Annotated in this window: 16 protein-coding genes; 9 read left to right on the top strand and 7 right to left on the bottom strand. The window is 58.6% G+C overall.

The window, feature by feature from the left end; genetic code table 11:
* Window positions 1-98 precede the first annotated feature (98 nt).
* Entirely contained in the window at window positions 99-1523 is a 1425-nt protein-coding gene (locus CUR33_RS16930) for an HDOD domain-containing protein (protein WP_289240356.1), read from the top strand.
* Here the strand turns inward: CUR33_RS16930 and CUR33_RS16925 are convergent, their stop codons facing one another.
* Together CUR33_RS16925 and gloB are read right to left on the bottom strand one after the other, a co-directional pair.
* Window positions 1524-3104 (bottom strand): lytic transglycosylase domain-containing protein, encoded by a 1581-nt coding sequence (locus CUR33_RS16925; RefSeq protein ID WP_289240355.1) that lies wholly within the window; start codon window positions 3102-3104, stop codon window positions 1524-1526. It abuts the gene before it with no gap.
* Between the two features lie 98 nt (window positions 3105-3202).
* Complete coding sequence (gloB, locus tag CUR33_RS16920) at window positions 3203-3976, bottom strand: hydroxyacylglutathione hydrolase (protein ID WP_289240354.1); 774 nt, start codon at window positions 3974-3976, stop codon at window positions 3203-3205.
* A 237-nt stretch (window positions 3977-4213) separates the two neighbouring features.
* On the opposite strand from gloB, the gene CUR33_RS16915 reads away from it, so the two are divergent.
* From CUR33_RS16915 to nudC, 7 genes are all read left to right on the top strand, one after another.
* On the top strand, window positions 4214-4975 hold the full coding sequence (locus CUR33_RS16915; protein WP_289240353.1) for a class I SAM-dependent methyltransferase: 762 nt from the start codon (window positions 4214-4216) through the stop codon (window positions 4973-4975).
* A gap of 37 nt (window positions 4976-5012) precedes the next feature.
* Window positions 5013-5465 carry a ribonuclease HI gene (rnhA, locus tag CUR33_RS16910; RefSeq protein WP_090255849.1) on the top strand — a complete coding sequence of 151 codons (453 nt, stop codon included), beginning with the start codon at window positions 5013-5015 and terminating at the stop codon, window positions 5463-5465.
* Window positions 5458-6201 carry a DNA polymerase III subunit epsilon gene (gene dnaQ, locus CUR33_RS16905; RefSeq protein ID WP_289240352.1) on the top strand — a complete coding sequence of 248 codons (744 nt, stop codon included), beginning with the start codon at window positions 5458-5460 and terminating at the stop codon, window positions 6199-6201. The genes rnhA and dnaQ overlap by 8 nt, the downstream gene beginning before the upstream one ends.
* A gap of 128 nt (window positions 6202-6329) precedes the next feature.
* Window positions 6330-8588 carry an Orn/Lys/Arg family decarboxylase gene (locus CUR33_RS16900; protein WP_289240351.1) on the top strand — a complete coding sequence of 753 codons (2259 nt, stop codon included), beginning with the start codon at window positions 6330-6332 and terminating at the stop codon, window positions 8586-8588.
* Window positions 8589-8824: 236 nt separating this feature from the next.
* Window positions 8825-9637 (top strand): crotonase/enoyl-CoA hydratase family protein, encoded by an 813-nt coding sequence (locus CUR33_RS16895; protein WP_160086816.1) that lies wholly within the window; start codon window positions 8825-8827, stop codon window positions 9635-9637.
* Window positions 9638-9687: 50 nt separating this feature from the next.
* Window positions 9688-11367 carry a ferrous iron transporter B gene (locus CUR33_RS16890; protein ID WP_289240350.1) on the top strand — a complete coding sequence of 560 codons (1680 nt, stop codon included), beginning with the start codon at window positions 9688-9690 and terminating at the stop codon, window positions 11365-11367.
* A 2-nt stretch (window positions 11368-11369) separates the two neighbouring features.
* Window positions 11370-12197 (top strand): NAD(+) diphosphatase, encoded by an 828-nt coding sequence (gene nudC, locus CUR33_RS16885; protein ID WP_289240349.1) that lies wholly within the window; start codon window positions 11370-11372, stop codon window positions 12195-12197.
* Here the strand turns inward: nudC and CUR33_RS16880 are convergent.
* On the bottom strand, window positions 12165-12950 hold the full coding sequence (locus tag CUR33_RS16880; RefSeq protein WP_289240348.1) for a TSUP family transporter: 786 nt from the start codon (window positions 12948-12950) through the stop codon (window positions 12165-12167). The genes nudC and CUR33_RS16880 overlap by 33 nt on opposite strands.
* Window positions 12951-13052: 102 nt before the next feature.
* On the opposite strand from CUR33_RS16880, the gene CUR33_RS16875 reads away from it, so the two are divergent.
* Window positions 13053-13700 (top strand): hypothetical protein, encoded by a 648-nt coding sequence (locus CUR33_RS16875; protein WP_170049555.1) that lies wholly within the window; start codon window positions 13053-13055, stop codon window positions 13698-13700.
* 55 nt (window positions 13701-13755) lie between these two features.
* Here CUR33_RS16875 and CUR33_RS16870 read toward each other — a convergent pair whose 3' ends face one another.
* From CUR33_RS16870 to CUR33_RS16855, 4 genes are all read right to left on the bottom strand, one after another.
* A complete protein-coding gene (locus CUR33_RS16870) occupies window positions 13756-14523 on the bottom strand; it encodes an SDR family oxidoreductase (protein ID WP_090255842.1) in 768 nt (255 codons plus the stop codon).
* A gap of 37 nt (window positions 14524-14560) precedes the next feature.
* Window positions 14561-15628 (bottom strand): phosphotransferase family protein, encoded by a 1068-nt coding sequence (locus CUR33_RS16865; RefSeq protein ID WP_160086808.1) that lies wholly within the window; start codon window positions 15626-15628, stop codon window positions 14561-14563.
* A 283-nt stretch (window positions 15629-15911) separates the two neighbouring features.
* Window positions 15912-16223 carry an SCP2 sterol-binding domain-containing protein gene (locus CUR33_RS16860; protein ID WP_090255840.1) on the bottom strand — a complete coding sequence of 104 codons (312 nt, stop codon included), beginning with the start codon at window positions 16221-16223 and terminating at the stop codon, window positions 15912-15914.
* A 59-nt stretch (window positions 16224-16282) separates the two neighbouring features.
* Window positions 16283-16993, bottom strand: coding sequence for a histidine phosphatase family protein (locus CUR33_RS16855; RefSeq protein WP_289240382.1), 711 nt, complete (start codon window positions 16991-16993; stop codon window positions 16283-16285).
* Window positions 16994-17185: the final 192 nt, after the last annotated feature.

Genomic DNA, 17185 nt, shown 5'->3' with positions numbered 1-17185 from the left:
GGAAAAAGGGTAGGTTCGACAGCCGTTGATGGCGGCACTTTGACTACACTCAAGTGATCCACTGCGAGGGCATCATTTTGCTAACAGCCTGCCATGGTTTGCAGTCATGGATCGATCGCTTCAACCAAGCCGAATTACCCGCCCTGGCTACGGTGGTGCAGGATCTGCATCGTTTGACCCTGGGTGACAAATCGTCCGTGCAGCAACTGGCAGACGTTCTGCTACGCGACGCGGCCTTGACCACCAAGGTGCTGCGTATCGGCAATAGTGTCTACTACAACCCCTCGCAGGAGCCTATTCGCACTATTTCCCGAGCAATCGTGCTGATTGGCTTCGACAACGTACGGCAGATCGGCCTGTCGGTCAGCCTGATCGACGGCCTGCTGGCACGCAGCTCCCGCGATCAGCTTGCTGAACTGTTGGCGCGCTCGTTTCACGCCGCCGTGCAAGCGCGCAATATCGCCGGCTACGTGCTGACTAAAAATGATGAGGAAGTGTTTATCGCCGCCTTGTTACATAACGTCGGTGAGCTGGCGTTCTGGGGCTGCGCCGGTGATGCGGCGGATGATCTGGCCAGTGCTCTGGCGCAACCTGGAATCGATGTGGACGAGCTGGTGATGCAACAACTGGGCACCAGTTTCCGTCAGCTCAGTTTGGCGCTGGTGAAAAGCTGGAACCTGGGTGACACCGTCAGCCTGGCGCATCAGTCCACCAGCCAGAATGACCCGGCCGTCAAAGCCGTGACCCTAGGGGCAAAGATCAGTCAGGCCGCGCTGGATGGCTGGGATACTCCAGTAATGGAGGCGCTGGTAGGGCAGTTGGCCAGTTTCATCGGGGTGACCCCTCAAGAAGCCATGCAGCAGGTGCTGGCCAGCGCTGAGGAAACCGTGAAGATGGCGGCGACCTTTGGCGCCAGTCAGCTATGCAAGCTGATCCCCAATACCGACCCGGAGCAGATTCGTCTGCAACAGGAGCAACGCAAGGCACGCCTGCTGCAGCCCAACTTGCTGGTTTTGCAGCAAGCGCTCCAGGACCTTGGCTTAATGGTTTCGCGCCGTGGTGATCTGGGTATGGTGCTCGATACCTTGTTCAAGGGGCTTCATCTGGGCGCGGGGCTTGAGCGCATCATGCTGGTGGTGCTGTCAGATGGGCAGAGTTGTTTCCGCTGCAAGCGTGTGATGGGCGAGGGAACGGCCGGTTGGGCCCATGATTTTATTTTGCCGGTTGAACAAACCGAACAGCCGCATATTTTCAGTTATGCCCTGCGCAACAAAGAGGCCCTCTGGATGGGGGTGCCGGCCAGTTACAACCTGAATGAGTTGGTCACTCAACCGATTCGCCAACGCCTAGGGCAGGGGATGTTCTTTATTGCCCCGTTGTTGGCCGGCACCCGCGAAATTGGCTTGCTGTATGCCGACAGTCGGGTATCGGGGCGGGCCTTGAAGCACGAGCAGTTTGTCGCCTTTCAGCGTTTTACCCAGTTGACCGGGCGTTGCCTGGAGGCGATGAGCAAGAAGGCGTAATCAGTTTAGGCTGTACAGGGTCAAGGTCTGCCCTGGCTTGAGCGCCCTGCCAGCTTTGGGATTCCAGCTCTGCAGGCTCTTCATCGGCACCTTGAAGCGCTTAGCGATCAGGTACAGCGAGTCACCCTGGCGCACCTTGTAGTAGGTTGCGCCCTGACGCCGTGGGGCGCTGCCACTGCTGCCGCTTGCACCACTGAGTTGGCTGCCGGCGTGTAGGGTGAGCACTTGACCGACACGCAGGCTGTTGCCGGAAAGCTTATTCCAGCGCTGCACATCCTTCACGGCGACCTGGTGGTTTTTGGCGATCTGCCAGAGGTTGTCACCGTTTTTCACCCGATAGGTACGGCTGGGGGCACTGTGGGCCACGCTGCGTTGGAATACCGGTTCGCGCGCGGGTACACCCGGTTGCGCGGGGATACTCAGCACCTGGCCAATGCGCAGGTTATTGCTTGAAAGCTTATTGATGTCTTTGAGGGTGTTCACCGTGAGCTGGTGCCGGTTGGCGATGGTGTGCAGGCTGTCACCGGAGCGTACGCGGTATTGCTGCCAGTCCACCTGCTCCTGAGGCTTCATCAAGGACAGGTTGGCGGTCAGCAACTCGGCTTTATCAGTGGGTATCAGCAGGTGCTTAGGGCCGTCGAGGGTAATGCCTTTTTTGAACGCGGGGTTGAGCAGGTACAGCTCGTCTTCATCCAGATCTGCCATGGCGGCGACACGTGCAAGGTCCATGCGCTGAGTGAAGGCAACCTTCTCGAAGTAGGGTTCATTGGCAATCGGCGCGAGGCTGACGCCATAGGCTTGCGGCGTCATCACCACTTGCGAGAGGGCCAGTAGCTTGGGCACGTAATTCTGGGTTTCCACTGGCAGCGAGAGGTTCCAGTAGTCGGTCGGCAGACCGAGCTTCTGGTTGCGCTCAATCGCTCGGCTCACTCGGCCTTCGCCAGCGTTATAGGCTGCCAGGGCTAACAGCCAGTCGCCGTTGAACATTTCTTTTAGGCGCGTCAGATAGCTGATTGCCGCATCGGTCGAGGCCATTACATCGCGGCGGCCGTCGTACCAGTTGGTTTGGCGCAGGTTGAAGTTGCGCCCGGTGGACGGGATGAACTGCCACAGCCCAACCGCATGAGCATGGGAGTAGGCCAGCGGGTTGTAGGAGCTTTCGATCATCGGCAGCAGTGCCAGCTCCATCGGCATATTGCGCTGCTCCAGGCGCTCAACGATGAAGTGGATATAGGGGCTGCTGCGCTCGCCGGCTTTCTCGATAAACGTAGGGTTACTGACGAACCACAGACGCTGTTGCTCGATACGCGGGTTGAGGGTGATGGTGTCCTGCAGTTGATAGCCGTTGCGCACCCGTTCCCAGATGTCTTTTGGCTCGTCGGGCGTCGGCGCGACGCCGCTGTTGAGCCACTCCGGCTCTTGCTCAAGGCCAACCGCACGGTCAGTGTCGCGGCCACTGTCAGGGCGGTATTGGTTACTGGTCTGACAGCCGGCCAGGGTTACGCACATGATCACCACAAGCGTCTGAGCGCTTTGTGCCAATGCCTTTAAAATCAAGGTCTTGCGTGGTGATAAGGGCATTGGCGGCGGTGTGCTTCCCGGCGAAAAGGTCGAGCGATTCTAGGAACCAGTCTGCTCCTGGTCAAGTTTTAACCAGCCTTTTGTGTGGTTGTCGAGGTTTAGAAATGGTCCTTCCAGGCGCGCAATGCCGCGAATACCTGAGCGGGGGTTCGATTTTCAGGCCCATCACGTTCAGTGATGCGGGCGCTGACCGACGGTTGTGCGCTACGCAGAAAAGGGTTGGTAGCGCGCTCTAGGCCAATCGATGAAGGAAGGCTCATGTGCCCAGCTTCGCGCCATTGGCTGACCTGGGCCAGGCGTTGATTGATGTCTGGATTAGCGGGCTCAACGGCCGCGGCAAAGCGCAGGTTGCCCAAGGTGTATTCGTGGGTGCAGAACACTTGCGTTTGTTCGGGGAGGGCAGCCAAGCGACTGAGCGAGTGATGCATTTGCTCGGGGCTGCCTTCAAACAAGCGACCACAGCCGCCAGCAAAAAGCGTGTCGCCACAGAACAGCCAGTGCTGTTCAGGCTGGATAAAAGCGATATGCCCGAGTGTGTGCCCCGGTACTTCGTATATGTCGAATCGTTGGCCCAGCACTTCAGCCTGGTCGCCGTCTCGCAGCGCCAGGTCGCGCCCTGGAATTTTTTCGTTGGCCGGCCCCATTACACGCGCACCGGTGGCCGCCTTCAGTCGTTCAATGCCGCCGACGTGATCGAAATGATGGTGGGTGATCAGAATATCGCTCAACTGCCAGCCTGGGTTGGCCGTCAGCCAGGCCTCGACCGGCGCGGCGTCACCCGGGTCAACAACCGCGCAGCGACGCTGCTTCAGGTCTTGCAGCAGCCATATATAGTTGTCGGAGAATGCGGGCAGGGCGTCGATTTTTATCATCAGTCGGTCGCTAAGCAGGGCACAAAGGTGCATCTTAGGGTGCAATGGCGATGCTGGCTATGCAGCACGATCTGCTGCGCGTCAGCCCTGCTGCGTTAAAAACAGGCTCGGAATGCTCATGTACAAAAGTACACTCCGCTTCCTCGCCTGTTCTTGCCTTGCAGGACTCTAGCTCGCGAGGTCGTGAGTAGACTCTAAGCTCGAGCTCGGTCGCGAATAATACGGGAGTAGCCCCTTATGTCCGATCACCCTTTTGCCCATGCAGACAGTGAATGGCTTGACCTTGTTGCCTCAGCGCGCGCTTGGCTGAGTGGCCCACTCGGGCAGTTGCTGCTGGAGCAGGAGCGGCAATTGCTGGAGGAAGAGCTGGCGCGCTTCTTTGGCGGTTACCTGGTGCATTACGGCCCAGCCGCCGAAACGCCGCCGGATGCTCAGCAGATTCAGCGCAGTGTGCGCCTGGGCGCGCCGTTCAAGGGCGTGGAAATTGTTTGTGAGGAGCAATCCTGGCCGCTCACCGAGCATGCGGCCGATGTGGTGGTGGTTCAGCACGGCCTGGATTTCAGCCTGTCACCCCACGGTTTGCTCCGTGAGGCGGCGCGCAGCGTACGCCCAGGCGGTCATCTGCTGATCGTGGGTATCAACCCGATGAGCACCTGGGGTATGCGTCATTTCATAACACGCGATGCCTTGCGTCAGGCGCGCTGTATCGCGCCCAGTCGGGTCAGTGACTGGTTGCACCTGCTGGGTTTCGCGCTGGAGAAACGCCGCTTCGGGTGCTATCGTCCGCCGCTTTCTTCGCCGGCCTGGCAGGCGCGGTTGGCGGGGCTGGAACGTTTAGGCGCGGCATGGCAGCCACCCGGTGGCGGTTTTTACGTGCTGGTGGCCCGTAAGCTGGTTGTGGGGCTACGGCCATTGCGCCAACCCAACCGGCAGCCGGTAGGTAAATTGCTGCCGATGCCCGTGGCCAAAGTCAGCCGCCGCGAAACACCTCAGAAATAGCACCGGCCGGACTAATTGAGCGAGAGATTGCAGATACATGAGTGAACAGGTCGAGATCTACACCGACGGCGCCTGCAAAGGTAATCCTGGCGTGGGTGGCTGGGGAGCGTTACTGATTTGCAAGGGTGTAGAGAAGGAGCTATGGGGCGGTGAACCCAACACCACCAATAACCGCATGGAACTGATGGCGGCGATTTGTGCCTTGATCGCGCTGACGCGTCCCTGTTCGGTGCGCCTGGTGACTGACTCGCAGTATGTGATGAAAGGCATCCAGGAGTGGATGCCGAACTGGAAGAAACGTGGCTGGAAGACCGCCGCCAAGGAGCCAGTGAAAAACGCCGACCTTTGGCAGGCGCTGGACGAACAGGTCAATCGGCATAACGTTACCTGGCAGTGGGTGCGCGGTCATACCGGCCATCCGGGTAACGAGAAGGCCGATCAACTGGCCAACCGCGGTGTGGATGAAGTGAGGGCAAAGAAGCATGCGTAGCGTCGTACTCGATACCGAAACCACCGGTATGCCGGTGGCCGATGGTCACCGGATCATCGAAATCGGCTGTGTTGAACTGATCGGCCGGCGTCTGACCGGTCGGCATTTCCATGTTTATCTGCAGCCTGATCGCGAAATCGACGAAGGCGCGATTGCGGTGCACGGCATCACCAACGACTTTGTCAAAGACAAGCCGCGCTTCAAGGAAGTCGCCGATGAGTTCTTCGAATTCATCAAGGGCGCGCAGCTGATCATTCACAACGCGGCGTTCGACGTTGGCTTTATCAACAACGAATTTGCCCTGATCAAGCAGGACGACCGCGCCGATATCAGCGAGCACTGCTCGATCCTCGACACCCTGATGATGGCCCGCGAGCGCCATCCAGGACAGCGCAACAACCTCGATGCCTTGTGCAAACGCTATGGCGTTGATAACTCTGGTCGTGATCTGCACGGCGCTTTGCTCGACGCCGAGATTCTGGCTGACGTCTACCTGACCATGACTGGTGGGCAGACCAATCTGTCCCTGGCTGGCGATGGCTCGGAAGGCGACAGCAATGGCCGTCAGCAGCCCAGTGCGATCCGCCGCCTACCTGCTGAGCGCGCGCGTACACGGGTGATCCTGGCCAGCGCTACAGAGCTCGCCGAGCACGCGGCGCGCCTTGCGATCATCGAAAAATCTGCAGGTGCGCCGCCGCTCTGGGTGCAAATGGAGCAGCCCAAGGCTGAGGTGTAGGAACGTCGCGAGTTATCCACTCGCGACCTTTTCGTACAGCGTCACGCAGAGGGGGTTCCGCCTGGCGGAGCCAGCCTCTACCCTGAGGCGATAGGCAGGCTCAGCCTGTCACACTCAGGGACGCCACAATGTATAAAGACCTCAAGTTCCCCGTCCTGATCGTGCACCGTGACATCAAGGCCGATACCGTGGCCGGTGACCGGGTGCGCGCCATCGCCCAAGAACTGGAGCAGGACGGCTTCAGCATTCTGTCTACCGCCAGCTCCGCCGAGGGGCGCATCGTCGCTTCCACACACCACGGCCTGGCCTGCATCCTGGTCGCGGCCGAAGGTGCGGGTGAAAACAAGAACCTGCTGCAGGACATGGTTGAGCTGATCCGCATCGCCCGCCGTCGTGCGCCACAGTTGCCGATTTTTGCCCTCGGTGAGCAGGTGACCATCGAGAATGCGCCGGCTGAGGCCATGGTGGATCTCAACCAGTTGCGCGGCATCCTCTATCTGTTCGAAGACACCGTGCCGTTCCTGGCCCGCCAGGTGGCCCGCGCGGCGCGCAATTATCTGGATTGCCTGTTGCCGCCATTCTTCAAGGCGCTGGTGCAGCACACGGCGCAATCCAACTATTCCTGGCACACGCCCGGCCATGGCGGCGGCGTGGCCTATCGCAAGAGCCCGGTGGGGCAGGCGTTTCACCAGTTCTTCGGGGAAAACACCCTGCGTTCTGATCTATCGGTATCGGTGCCTGAGTTGGGTTCGTTGCTCGATCACACCGGCCCGCTCGCCGAGGCTGAAGCCCGCGCGGCGCGTAACTTTGGCGCCGATCACACCTATTTCGTGATCAACGGCACCTCGACTGCCAACAAAATCGTCTGGCACAGCATGGTCGGCCGGGATGACCTAGTGCTGGTGGATCGCAACTGCCATAAGTCGATCCTGCATTCGATCATCATGACCGGTGCGATCCCGTTGTACCTGTGCCCAGAGCGCAACGAGCTGGGCATCATCGGGCCGATTCCACTGAGCGAATTCAGCCGTGAATCGATCCAGGCCAAGATCGATGCCAGCCCACTGGCACGCGGTCGTGTGCCGAGCAGCAGCGGGGCGATGGTCAAGCTGGTGGTGGTGACCAACTCGACCTACGACGGCCTTTGCTACAACGCAGAATTGATCAAGCAGACCCTGGGCAACAGCGTTGAAGTGCTGCATTTCGACGAGGCCTGGTATGCCTATGCAGCATTTCATGAGTTCTATGCCGGGCGTTACGGCATGGGCACCGCACGTACCGAAGCAGCGCCGCTGGTGTTTACCACGCACTCCACCCACAAATTGCTGGCCGCATTCAGCCAGGCTTCGATGATTCATGTGCAGGATGGCGGTGTGCGCCAACTGGATCGAGATCGCTTCAACGAAGCCTTTATGATGCACATCTCCACCTCGCCGCAGTACGGCATCATCGCCTCGCTGGATGTGGCTTCGGCGATGATGGAAGGTCCAGCAGGCCGCTCACTGATTCAAGAAACCTTCGATGAAGCGCTGAGCTTCCGTCGCGCCCTGGCCAACCTACGGCAGAACCTAAGTGCTGATGATTGGTGGTTTAGCATCTGGCAGCCGGCCAAAGCCGAAGGCACCGATGATGTGGTGACTCAGGATTGGCTGCTGCAACCGCAAGCCGACTGGCACGGTTTTGGTGAGGTGGCTGAAGACTATGTGCTGCTTGACCCGATCAAAGTCACGTTGGTCACGCCAGGGCTGACCGCCGACGGCAAGCTGGCCGAGCGGGGCATTCCGGCTGCCGTGGTCAGTAAGTTCCTCTGGGAACGTGGCTTGGTGGTGGAGAAGACCGGTCTGTATTCCTTCCTGGTGCTGTTCTCTATGGGCATTACCAAAGGCAAGTGGAGCACGCTGCTGACCGAGTTGCTGGAGTTCAAGCGCAGCTATGACGCCAACTTGCCGTTAAGCGATGTATTGCCGTCTATCGCCCAGGCTGGCAAGGCGTTTTATCAGGACATGGGGCTGCGTGACCTGTGTGATGCGCTGCATGCCTGCTACCGCGAAAACGCTACGGCCAAGGCACTCAAGCGTATGTACACGGTGCTGCCGGAAGTGGCGATCAAACCCGCTGATGCCTACAACCAACTGGTACGCGGCGAAGTCGAGGCGGTGCCGATTGAGCAGCTGGAGGGGCGGATCGCTGCGGTGATGCTGGTGCCCTATCCGCCAGGTATTCCGCTGATCATGCCAGGCGAGCGTTTTACTGCGCAGACGCGTTCGATCATCGATTACTTGGCCTTTGCCCGTACCTTTGACCGCAGCTTCCCTGGTTTCGATGCCGATGTGCACGGCCTGCAGCGTGAGAGTGGCGTCTACACCGTGGACTGCATCAAGGCCTGATCCTGCTCTGGCCTGTACCTTTGCCCGGCGGCACCAGCTATATGCGCTGGTTTGCCGCCAGTCTTTCTCAGTAGATCAAGCGCTTATCGCCGATAAGTAAAAATTGAGCTTAACTTTGATGACGTGGCCTGCGTCACAGTGGCCAGCATCGACATTTGTCGGTTGGTTGTTATAGTTGCTCGATTTTTACCCTAATAAGATTTACGCGCTCCGCGCCCTTGCTGAGGATGACTGCCGTGTCCGACTACAAAGCCTTTAATGTCGAGTTGGCAGATAAGGTCGCCCACGTGGTGATTAACCGCCCAGAAAAAGTCAACGCGATGAATGCGGACTTCTGGCGCGAGATTATCGAGATCTTCCGCTGGATTGATGACACCGATGAGGTGCGTGCGGTGGTGATCTCCGGCGCGGGCAAACATTTCTCCTCCGGCATTGACCTGATGATGCTCGCGTCGATTGGCAGCCAGCTGGGCTCGGATGTCGGTCGCAATGCCGAAAAGCTGCGGCGCAAGATTCTTGAACTGCAAGCCTCGTTCAACGCTGTAGACAATTGCCGTAAACCGGTGCTTGCAGCCATTCAAGGCTACTGCCTGGGCGGCGCGATTGATCTGATTTCGGCCTGCGACATGCGTTACTCGACGGTCGATGCGCAGTTCTCGATCAAGGAAATCGACATTGGCATGGCCGCCGACGTGGGTACCTTGCAGCGTCTGCCGCGCATCATTGGTGATGGCATGATGCGCGAGCTGGCCTTTACCGGCCGCACCATTGAGGGTGAGGAGGCGCGCAGCATTGGCCTGGTCAATCGTACCTATGCCGATGTCGATGCCTTGCTTGAGGGCGTGATGGGTATTGCCCGTGAGATCGCTAGCAAGTCGCCGGTCGCCATTCGTGGCACCAAGGAAATGATTCGCTACATGCGCGATCACCGCGTCGATGATGGCCTGGAATACATCGCCACCTGGAACGCCGCCATGCTGCAATCGGCCGATCTGCGGGTGGCCATGGCCGCTCATATGAGCAAGCAGAAACCGGAGTTTGCCGACTGATGTTGCCCTTCCACCTGTCTTTTTTCCTAACGCGGGAGGCGCAATAGCTCATGGTTTCTGGAGCCACGTCGCTTAATCTGGTGCGCGATGAGTTGTTTGCCACCATGGAAGAGGCCGAGTCGAGCCTCGAACACTTTATCGCCGACCGTCACAACGGCAGTCTGTTGCAACAGGCCGTGGAAAACCTGCATCAGGTGCGCGGTACGCTTAATCTGATTGAACTAGCCGGTGCCGAGTTACTGGCCCAGGAAGTGCTGGATCAGGCCACTGATATTCCCGCCGGTGCCGGCGAAGAGCGCGATGCGCAGCTTTCCGCCCTGAGCAACGCATTGCATGTGCTGCGCCGTTATCTGGAAAACGTTGAAGCCCACCGTCAAGAAATGCCGGAGCTGTTGCTGCCGGCGATCAATGATCTCCGTCAGGCCGGCGGTCAGGCCGCCTTGCCAGAAAGCTTCTTCTTTAGCGTGCGCCTCGACCATGCCCGCCCGCGCACCTCGCCGCCCTCGGTTGATGGCGCTGCCCCTGAGAGCGAAGCGCGTCGTTTACGGCACATGTATCAAGTGGGGCTGCTGGGCTTTATCCGTGAGCAGAACCCACAAGCCAGTCTCAAATTGATGGGGCGTGCACTGAGTCGTCTCGATAGCTTGTTTGCCAACGAGCCGCGCGGTCGCCTGTGCTGGGTTGGTGCAGCGGCTGTTGAGGCGCAGGTGGACGGTCAGCTGCTGGCGCGCAAGTCGCGTAAACAGCTGTTTTCGCGAATTGACCGCGAGCTCAAGCAACTTTTCGTAAATGGTCAATACGAAGCGCCTCGTGGGTTACTCAAAGAATTGCTCTACTTGGTGGCCCTGGCCGACAGTCGTGGGCCGCAAGCGACCGCCCTAAGTGAAGTGTTCGGTTTGACGCCCTTACCCTTTACCGATCACCTACTGGAAGAGGAATACCAGCGCCTGGCAGGTCCCGGACAGGCCGTAATGCGCTCGCTGAGCTCGGCGATCCGTGAGGAACTCAACAGCGTCAAGGATATGCTTGACCTGATCGAGCGCGGCACCCTGCAAAGTGACAGTCTCAATAGCTTGCATGCCCTGCTTGGTAAGTTGAGTAAGACCTTGGGTATGGTTGGCCTCAGTTCGGCTGGCAACTCCCTAAACGCTCAACTGCAGACTGTCGCCAGCTGGAGCGAGGAGAGTGCGCCGCAAGCGCACGAGCTGCATAAACTGGCCGATGCGGTGCTGTACGTCGAAGGCATGGTTGCCAGTCTGGATCGCGGCGAGCGCCGTGAAGTAAGACCCACGCAGGCTCAGCCTGGTGAAGAAGCTGACTCCTTTGCCCTGCACCAGCTCAATGAGGCCCGTATTGTGGTGGTCGACGAGGCCCAAGCCGGGCTGGCTCTGGCCAAGCGGGCAATTACCGCCTACCTCGAATCGGGCGGCGAGCGCATGCATCTGTCGAATGTTCCGTTCAGTTTGCAAGCCGTTCGTGGTGGGCTGTGGTTCCTTGGTCAGGAACGCGCCGCTCAGTTGGTCGGTGCCTGCGCCGATTACATTCAGCAGCATATGTTCGATGCGCCGCATATGCCGTCCGAGCAGATGTTGGAAACCCTTGCCGATGCCCTTAGCAGCCTTGAGTACTACCTCGAAGCCGGGGCGGTGATGCGTCCGGAAACCCAGCCCAGCGTGCTTGATCTCGCGGCAGAAAGCGTGCGTGCCCTGGGCATGCCGCTGGAGGTGTGAGCATGATCCGCTGGCAACCTAAACTGCTTGACAGCCAGCAGCCTGGTGGCTGGGCGGTTGTGCATTGCAAACAGCATTTTCTAGCAGACAGCAACGGTGTGCTGTTTCCCCGTGAGTGGTTGAAAAAGCAGGATTTACCGATCATCGCTGAGCATGGCTTAGGCCACTTTGATGGCGATGCTGTTTATCTGCTGGAGTTGAGTCAGCCATTCGAGATGCCGGGCTGCGCCTGGCAGAGCCTGCGCCAATTTATGCTGCAAGGCGATGCCGATACCTTCAAGTTGCTCAGCTACGCCACCCAGATTGGCACTTGGGCCAGCCAGCATCGTTTCTGTGGCAGCTGTGGTGGATCGATGCAACATATGCCGGGCGAACGCGCGATGCACTGCGTAAGCTGTGAGCTGCATCATTACCCGCGGCTTTCACCCAGCATGATTGTGCTGGTTACTCGCGGCGATGAGGTTCTGCTGGCGCGCTCGCCGCGCTTTGTGTCCGGGGTTTACAGCACTCTGGCAGGCTTCGTGGAGGCGGGGGAGTCGGTCGAGCATTGCGTAGCCCGTGAAGTACGCGAAGAGGTCGGGGTCGAGATCAAGAACCTGCAGTACCTGGGTAGCCAGGGTTGGCCGTTTCCGCATTCGCTGATGCTGGGCTTCCATGCTGAATACGCCAGTGGCGATATCGTCATGCAGGTCGATGAAATCGAGGATGCGCAGTGGTTCAGTGTGCATGACCTGCCGCCACTGCCGGCTTCGCGTTCGATTGCCCGTTATCTGATCGACGTCTATGTGGCGCGCCGTCTAGGTCAGCCCGAACCAGTGCTGCCAGGCTAAGCGCACGGTCAACGCCAAGACCACCAGGATAAATACCGGGCGGATAAACTTCGATCCGCCCTTGATCGCGGTGCGTGCCCCGAGAAACGCACCGACCATCAACGCCAACCCCATGCAGATACCCAGCAGCCAGGCCACTTGTCCGCTGATGATAAACACGGTCAGTGCGCAGATATTGCTGACGAAGTTCATGCTGCGCGCCACGCCGCTGGCCTTGACCAGGTCGAGCGGATAGAGCAGCAGGCTACTGACCGTCCAGAAAGCGCCCGTACCAGGGCCTGCAACCCCATCATAGAAACCCAGGCTGAGGCTTTGTGGCCACTGCCGGCCTTTGGCAATCGGCGCTTCGGCAAGCAGCGGCGCATCCGGAGTTTTGCCAAACAGCAGGTACAAGCCGCAGCCAAATACCACGGCGGGTAGCAGTTGGTTCAACCACTCCGACGGCAGCCATTGCGCCATCGCGGCTCCGAGAAGCGCGCCGACGGCCGTGCCAATCAACGCGTTGCGCCATTGGCCGGGGTCAAACAATTTGCGCCGGTAGAAGGTGTAGCTGGCAGCAGCCGAGCCAAAGGTCGAACTGAGTTTGTTGGTGCCCAGAGCAAGGTGCGGCGGTAGGCCGGCCGTCAGCAGCGCCGGGATGGTCAGCAGACCGCCACCGCCGGCAATTGCATCGATAAAGCCAGCAATAAACGCGACCATGGCGAGAATTGCCAGTGTGCTTAGATCAACGCTGAGTTCAAACGGGAAAGCCATTTAAAAACACGTCCTGTGTCTAATTGTGGTGTTCTCTGGCTGTTCTATAGCCAGGTAGCTGCGCATAATGCCGGCAATCTCACGCATAAGGAATGCACGGCAATGCAATACGGCGGACTGGCATGGGCAACGGCATTGCTAGGGTTATTGGCGGCGTTTGTTGCGGCGCGCATCCTGTTCAATCGTCACTGGTTTCTCGGTTGGTTGCGTGGCACCTGCGGCCTGGCATTTCTCGCCTTGGCGGCGCTGGTTGGTCTGTTGGCCAACGATTTGCGCAGCTACGCAGCAATTCCTGAAGGTAAGCCGCTGGCCACGTTGAGCTTCAAGGCTGACGGCCCGCTGTATCGCGTCAGTGTGCTGGAGGGCGGTCGTGAGCGCACACTGACCATGGAGGGCGACCTCTGGCAGCTTGATGCGCGATTTCTGCAGTGGAAGGGGCTGGCCGAGTTGATTGGTTTGCAGCCAGGTTATCGCCTGGAAAAGCTCTCAGGGCGTTTTCTTTCCATCGAACAGCAGAGCCTGGCGCAGCATACCCGTGTCGAGCTGGCGCACAGCCCGTATGGTATCGATCTTTGGCGCTGGCTGCGGTTGGGTCAGCATGATCTGTTTATCTTCGATCCACAGGCGCGCCGGGTAACGTACCTGCCGCTGGCCGATGAGGCGGTGTACAGCATCAACCTTACACCTGCTGGCTTGCTCGCCGAGCCAATGAATCCGGCGGCCAAGCAGGCGCTGAAGGACTGGCAGTAAATTCCAGGCAGTAAAAAAGGGACCCGAGGGTCCCTTTTTTATTGGAGTGGCTATCTCAGGAGAGGAAGCCACCATCCACATTCAATGCAACGCCAGTGGTGTAGCTGGAGGCATCGCTGGCCAGGTACAGTACGGTGCCAGCCATTTCACTCGGATCAGCCACACGCTTGAGCGGGATGCGCTGCAAGGCGACTTTGAGGATGGCATCGTTCTTGGTCAGCGCTGAGGCGAACTTGGTGTCAGTCAGGCCTGGCAGCAGGGCGTTGCAACGAATGCCGAACTGCGCGCATTCCTTAGCGAAGACCTTGGTCATGCTGATGACGGCAGCTTTGGTGACCGAGTAAATACCTTGGAATTCACCCGGCGAGACGCCATTGATCGAGGCCACGTTGATGATGCTGCCACCACCGTTGGCCTTCATCAGTTTGCCGCCCTCGATGGACATGAAGTAGTAACCGCGAATGTTCACATCAACGGTCTTCTGGAACGCGCCCAAATCGGTATCGAGCACGTTGCAGAACTGCGGGTTGGTGGCGGCGTTGTTGACCAGTACGTCGAGACGGCCGAATTGCTCTTTGATCTGCGCGAAGACGTTGCTGATCTGCTCCATCTCGCCAATGTGGCAGGCAATTGCCGTTGCCTTACCGCCGTCTGCGATGATGGCATCCGCGACTTTTTGGCAGTCGTCGATCTTGCGGCTCGAAACGATGACGTGAGCGCCTTGTTGGGCCAGCAGTTTGGCAATGGCCTCGCCGATGCCACGGCTGGCGCCGGAGACGAAAGCGATCTTGCCGTCGAGGTCGAACAGATGGGTCTTGGACATGGGCTTTTCCTTTCTTATGAGAGGCCTGTTCGGCCGTTTACAGCTGCGATTTATTGATGACCTGCAGGCTCATCTGCTCCAGCAGCTTGTTCATGTGAATGAACTGCGCGAAGCGTTTGTCCTGAGTCTGGCCATGGAAGTAGCGGTAGTAGATCTGCTGCACGATGCCGGCCAGGCGGAACAAGCCGTAGGTGTAGTAGAAGTCGATGCTCTTGATCTCGATGCCTGAGCGTTCAGCGTAGTAGTCGGCGAACTGCTGGCGAGTCAGCATGCCAGGGGCGTTGCTCGGCTGGCGGCGCATCATCTGGATCGGCGCCGAGTCGCCGGCTTCGATCCAGTAGGCGAGGGTATTGCCCAGATCCATCAGCGGATCGCCGATGGTGGTCAGCTCCCAGTCCAGTACGCCGATAATTTGACTTGGGTTCTGCGGGCTGAGGATGACGTTATCGAAGCGGTAGTCGTTGTGCACGATACCGGGCTTGTGGTGGTCGGCTGGCATCTTGTCCTTGAGCCAGGCTTTGACTGGCTCCCACAACGGTGCGTCGGGGGTCAGCGCCTTGTCGTAGCGATCACTCCAGCCGCCGATCTGCCGCTGCACATAGCCCTCAGGCTTACCCAGGTCACCCAGGCCGCAGGCTTGATAGTCGACGTTGTGCAGTTCGACCATCTTGTCGATAAAGCTCTTGCACAGCTCGCGGGTCTGCTCGGCGCTGAAGTTCAGCTCCGCTGGCATCTCCGAGCGCAGGATGATGCCGTTGACCCGTTCCATGACATAGAACTCGGCACCGATCACCGACTCGTCGGTGCAGTGCACGTAGGCTTTCGGGCAGTAAGGAAAACCGGCGTTAAGCTGATTGAGGATGCGGTACTCGCGGCCCATGTCGTGAGCCGATTTGGCTTTGTGGCCGAAGGGCGGACGACGCAGTACAAATTCCTGGTTGGGGTATTCGAGCAGATAGGTCAGGTTCGAGGCGCCGCCAGGAAACTGGCTGATGCGCGGCTCGCCTGCCAAGCCAGGGATATGCGCCTTGAGGTACTGGTCGATGACCGCAGCGTCGAGTTCTTCGCCTTCGCGGATTCGGGTGGACTGGTCAGTAAGCGCCATGTTTATCCCTTCTGCTTATGATGGGTGCCTAAGATAATTAGCTAATCTAATGCTGCAGCTTGCTGCTCACAAGGAATACCCGCCGTTATAGGTGGGCGTGTTGCTACCCAATCAAGCTGCCTGATTGGTCATTCAAGCTTAGTTTTTAGCCATAAAACAATGGTCGGGAGCCAGTGTTAACGTCGCGTAGCGACGGCCCGTAGGGTGGCCGCCATGGATGGCGGCCATAAAAAAACCGGAGTCAATGACTCCGGTTTTTGGTGCCGCGCAGTAGCTTTACCGCTTAAACCGGGAACAGCTCGCCCAGCTTCATGGCCAGCATCATGTCGCCTTCGGCGCGCAGTTTGCCGGACATGAACGCTTGCATACCGTCGGTTTCGCCGCTGGTGATGCCTTTCAGGGTCTCGGTGTCCATGATCAGGGTCACGTTGGCGTTGGCGTTGTCGCCTTTCTCAACGGCGCAGGTGCCGTCCTTGACGATCAGCGCGTAGTTCTCGCCATCTTCGATGTTGAATTGAAACACCAGGTCCAGGCCTGCAGCGGCACCGGCGTTGAATTTGGACTGCATGGTATTGACGATGTCTGCAACGCTCATGGTTTCTTCCTTTTTCTCAGGTTTTTCTAGCGCCCGTGATGGGTGCAGTGGGCCGAAGCTCAGCGATACGTGATGAGCTCCGGCGCCTTCAACAGCTGTAAATGCACATGGCTGTTGAAGGAAGCCAGGCTCACTTGGCTGCCACGAAACTTAAGGCAGCTTAGTGAGGTGTTAACAATTTGCCAGTTCAGTTCAAACGCCTGTGCAGGCGCGATACCGGTAATCAGATGCAATAGGGCGGTGATGGTGCCGCCCGAGGTGAATACGGCAATGTTTTGTTTGCTGTCAGCCTGTTCCAATAGACGGTTGAGGCCGCCCTGAACCTGCTCGACGAAGCCTTGCCAGCTTTGCAGTTCCGGCATGTCGTGCTCACCGGAAATCCAGCGGCCAATCAGCTTGGCGAACAGGCGCTGAAATTCAGCTCGGTTCTGCGCGCCATTGCGCAGAATGTGCAGGGCTTCGGGTTCTTCGCCAAGCATGTCCGGCAGCAGGCTGCGGATTACGGCGTCGGCATCAAACTCATTGAAAGCTGAGTCAATCTCCAGCGATGGAATGGCAATGCCGGCTTGCTCCAATTGCTGTAAGGCACTGTTAGCCGTGTGCTGCTGGCGGCGCAGATCACCGCTTACACTGCGGTCAATGCGTATACCCAGTTGAGCAAGGTGCTCGCCCAGCACTTCGGCCTGGCGAATTCCAATGGGCGATAGCACATCGTAATCGTCTGCACCGAAGGAGGCTTGGCCATGTCGAATCAGGTAGATGCTGCCCACGTCCGCTCGATTCCGCTGCGGTGAAAGTTTCGCGAGGGTATGAGGAAGCTCAAGAGCTGTCAACGTAAAAACATACGCTTGTTTGAATTGCATGAATGCGCTGAATGTCTAGACCTTGCTTGCTGGCCGTGAACCCATGGCCTCGGTATGCTTGGGCGCTAATGTGCGCAGTCAGTGAGTGCGCGCAGCCAT

This window comes from Pseudomonas sp. FEMGT703P, from assembly GCF_002786345.1.
Taxonomy (GTDB): Bacteria; Pseudomonadota; Gammaproteobacteria; order Pseudomonadales; family Pseudomonadaceae; genus Aquipseudomonas; species Aquipseudomonas peli.
This window is presented reverse-complemented; position numbering and strand designations above follow the sequence as displayed.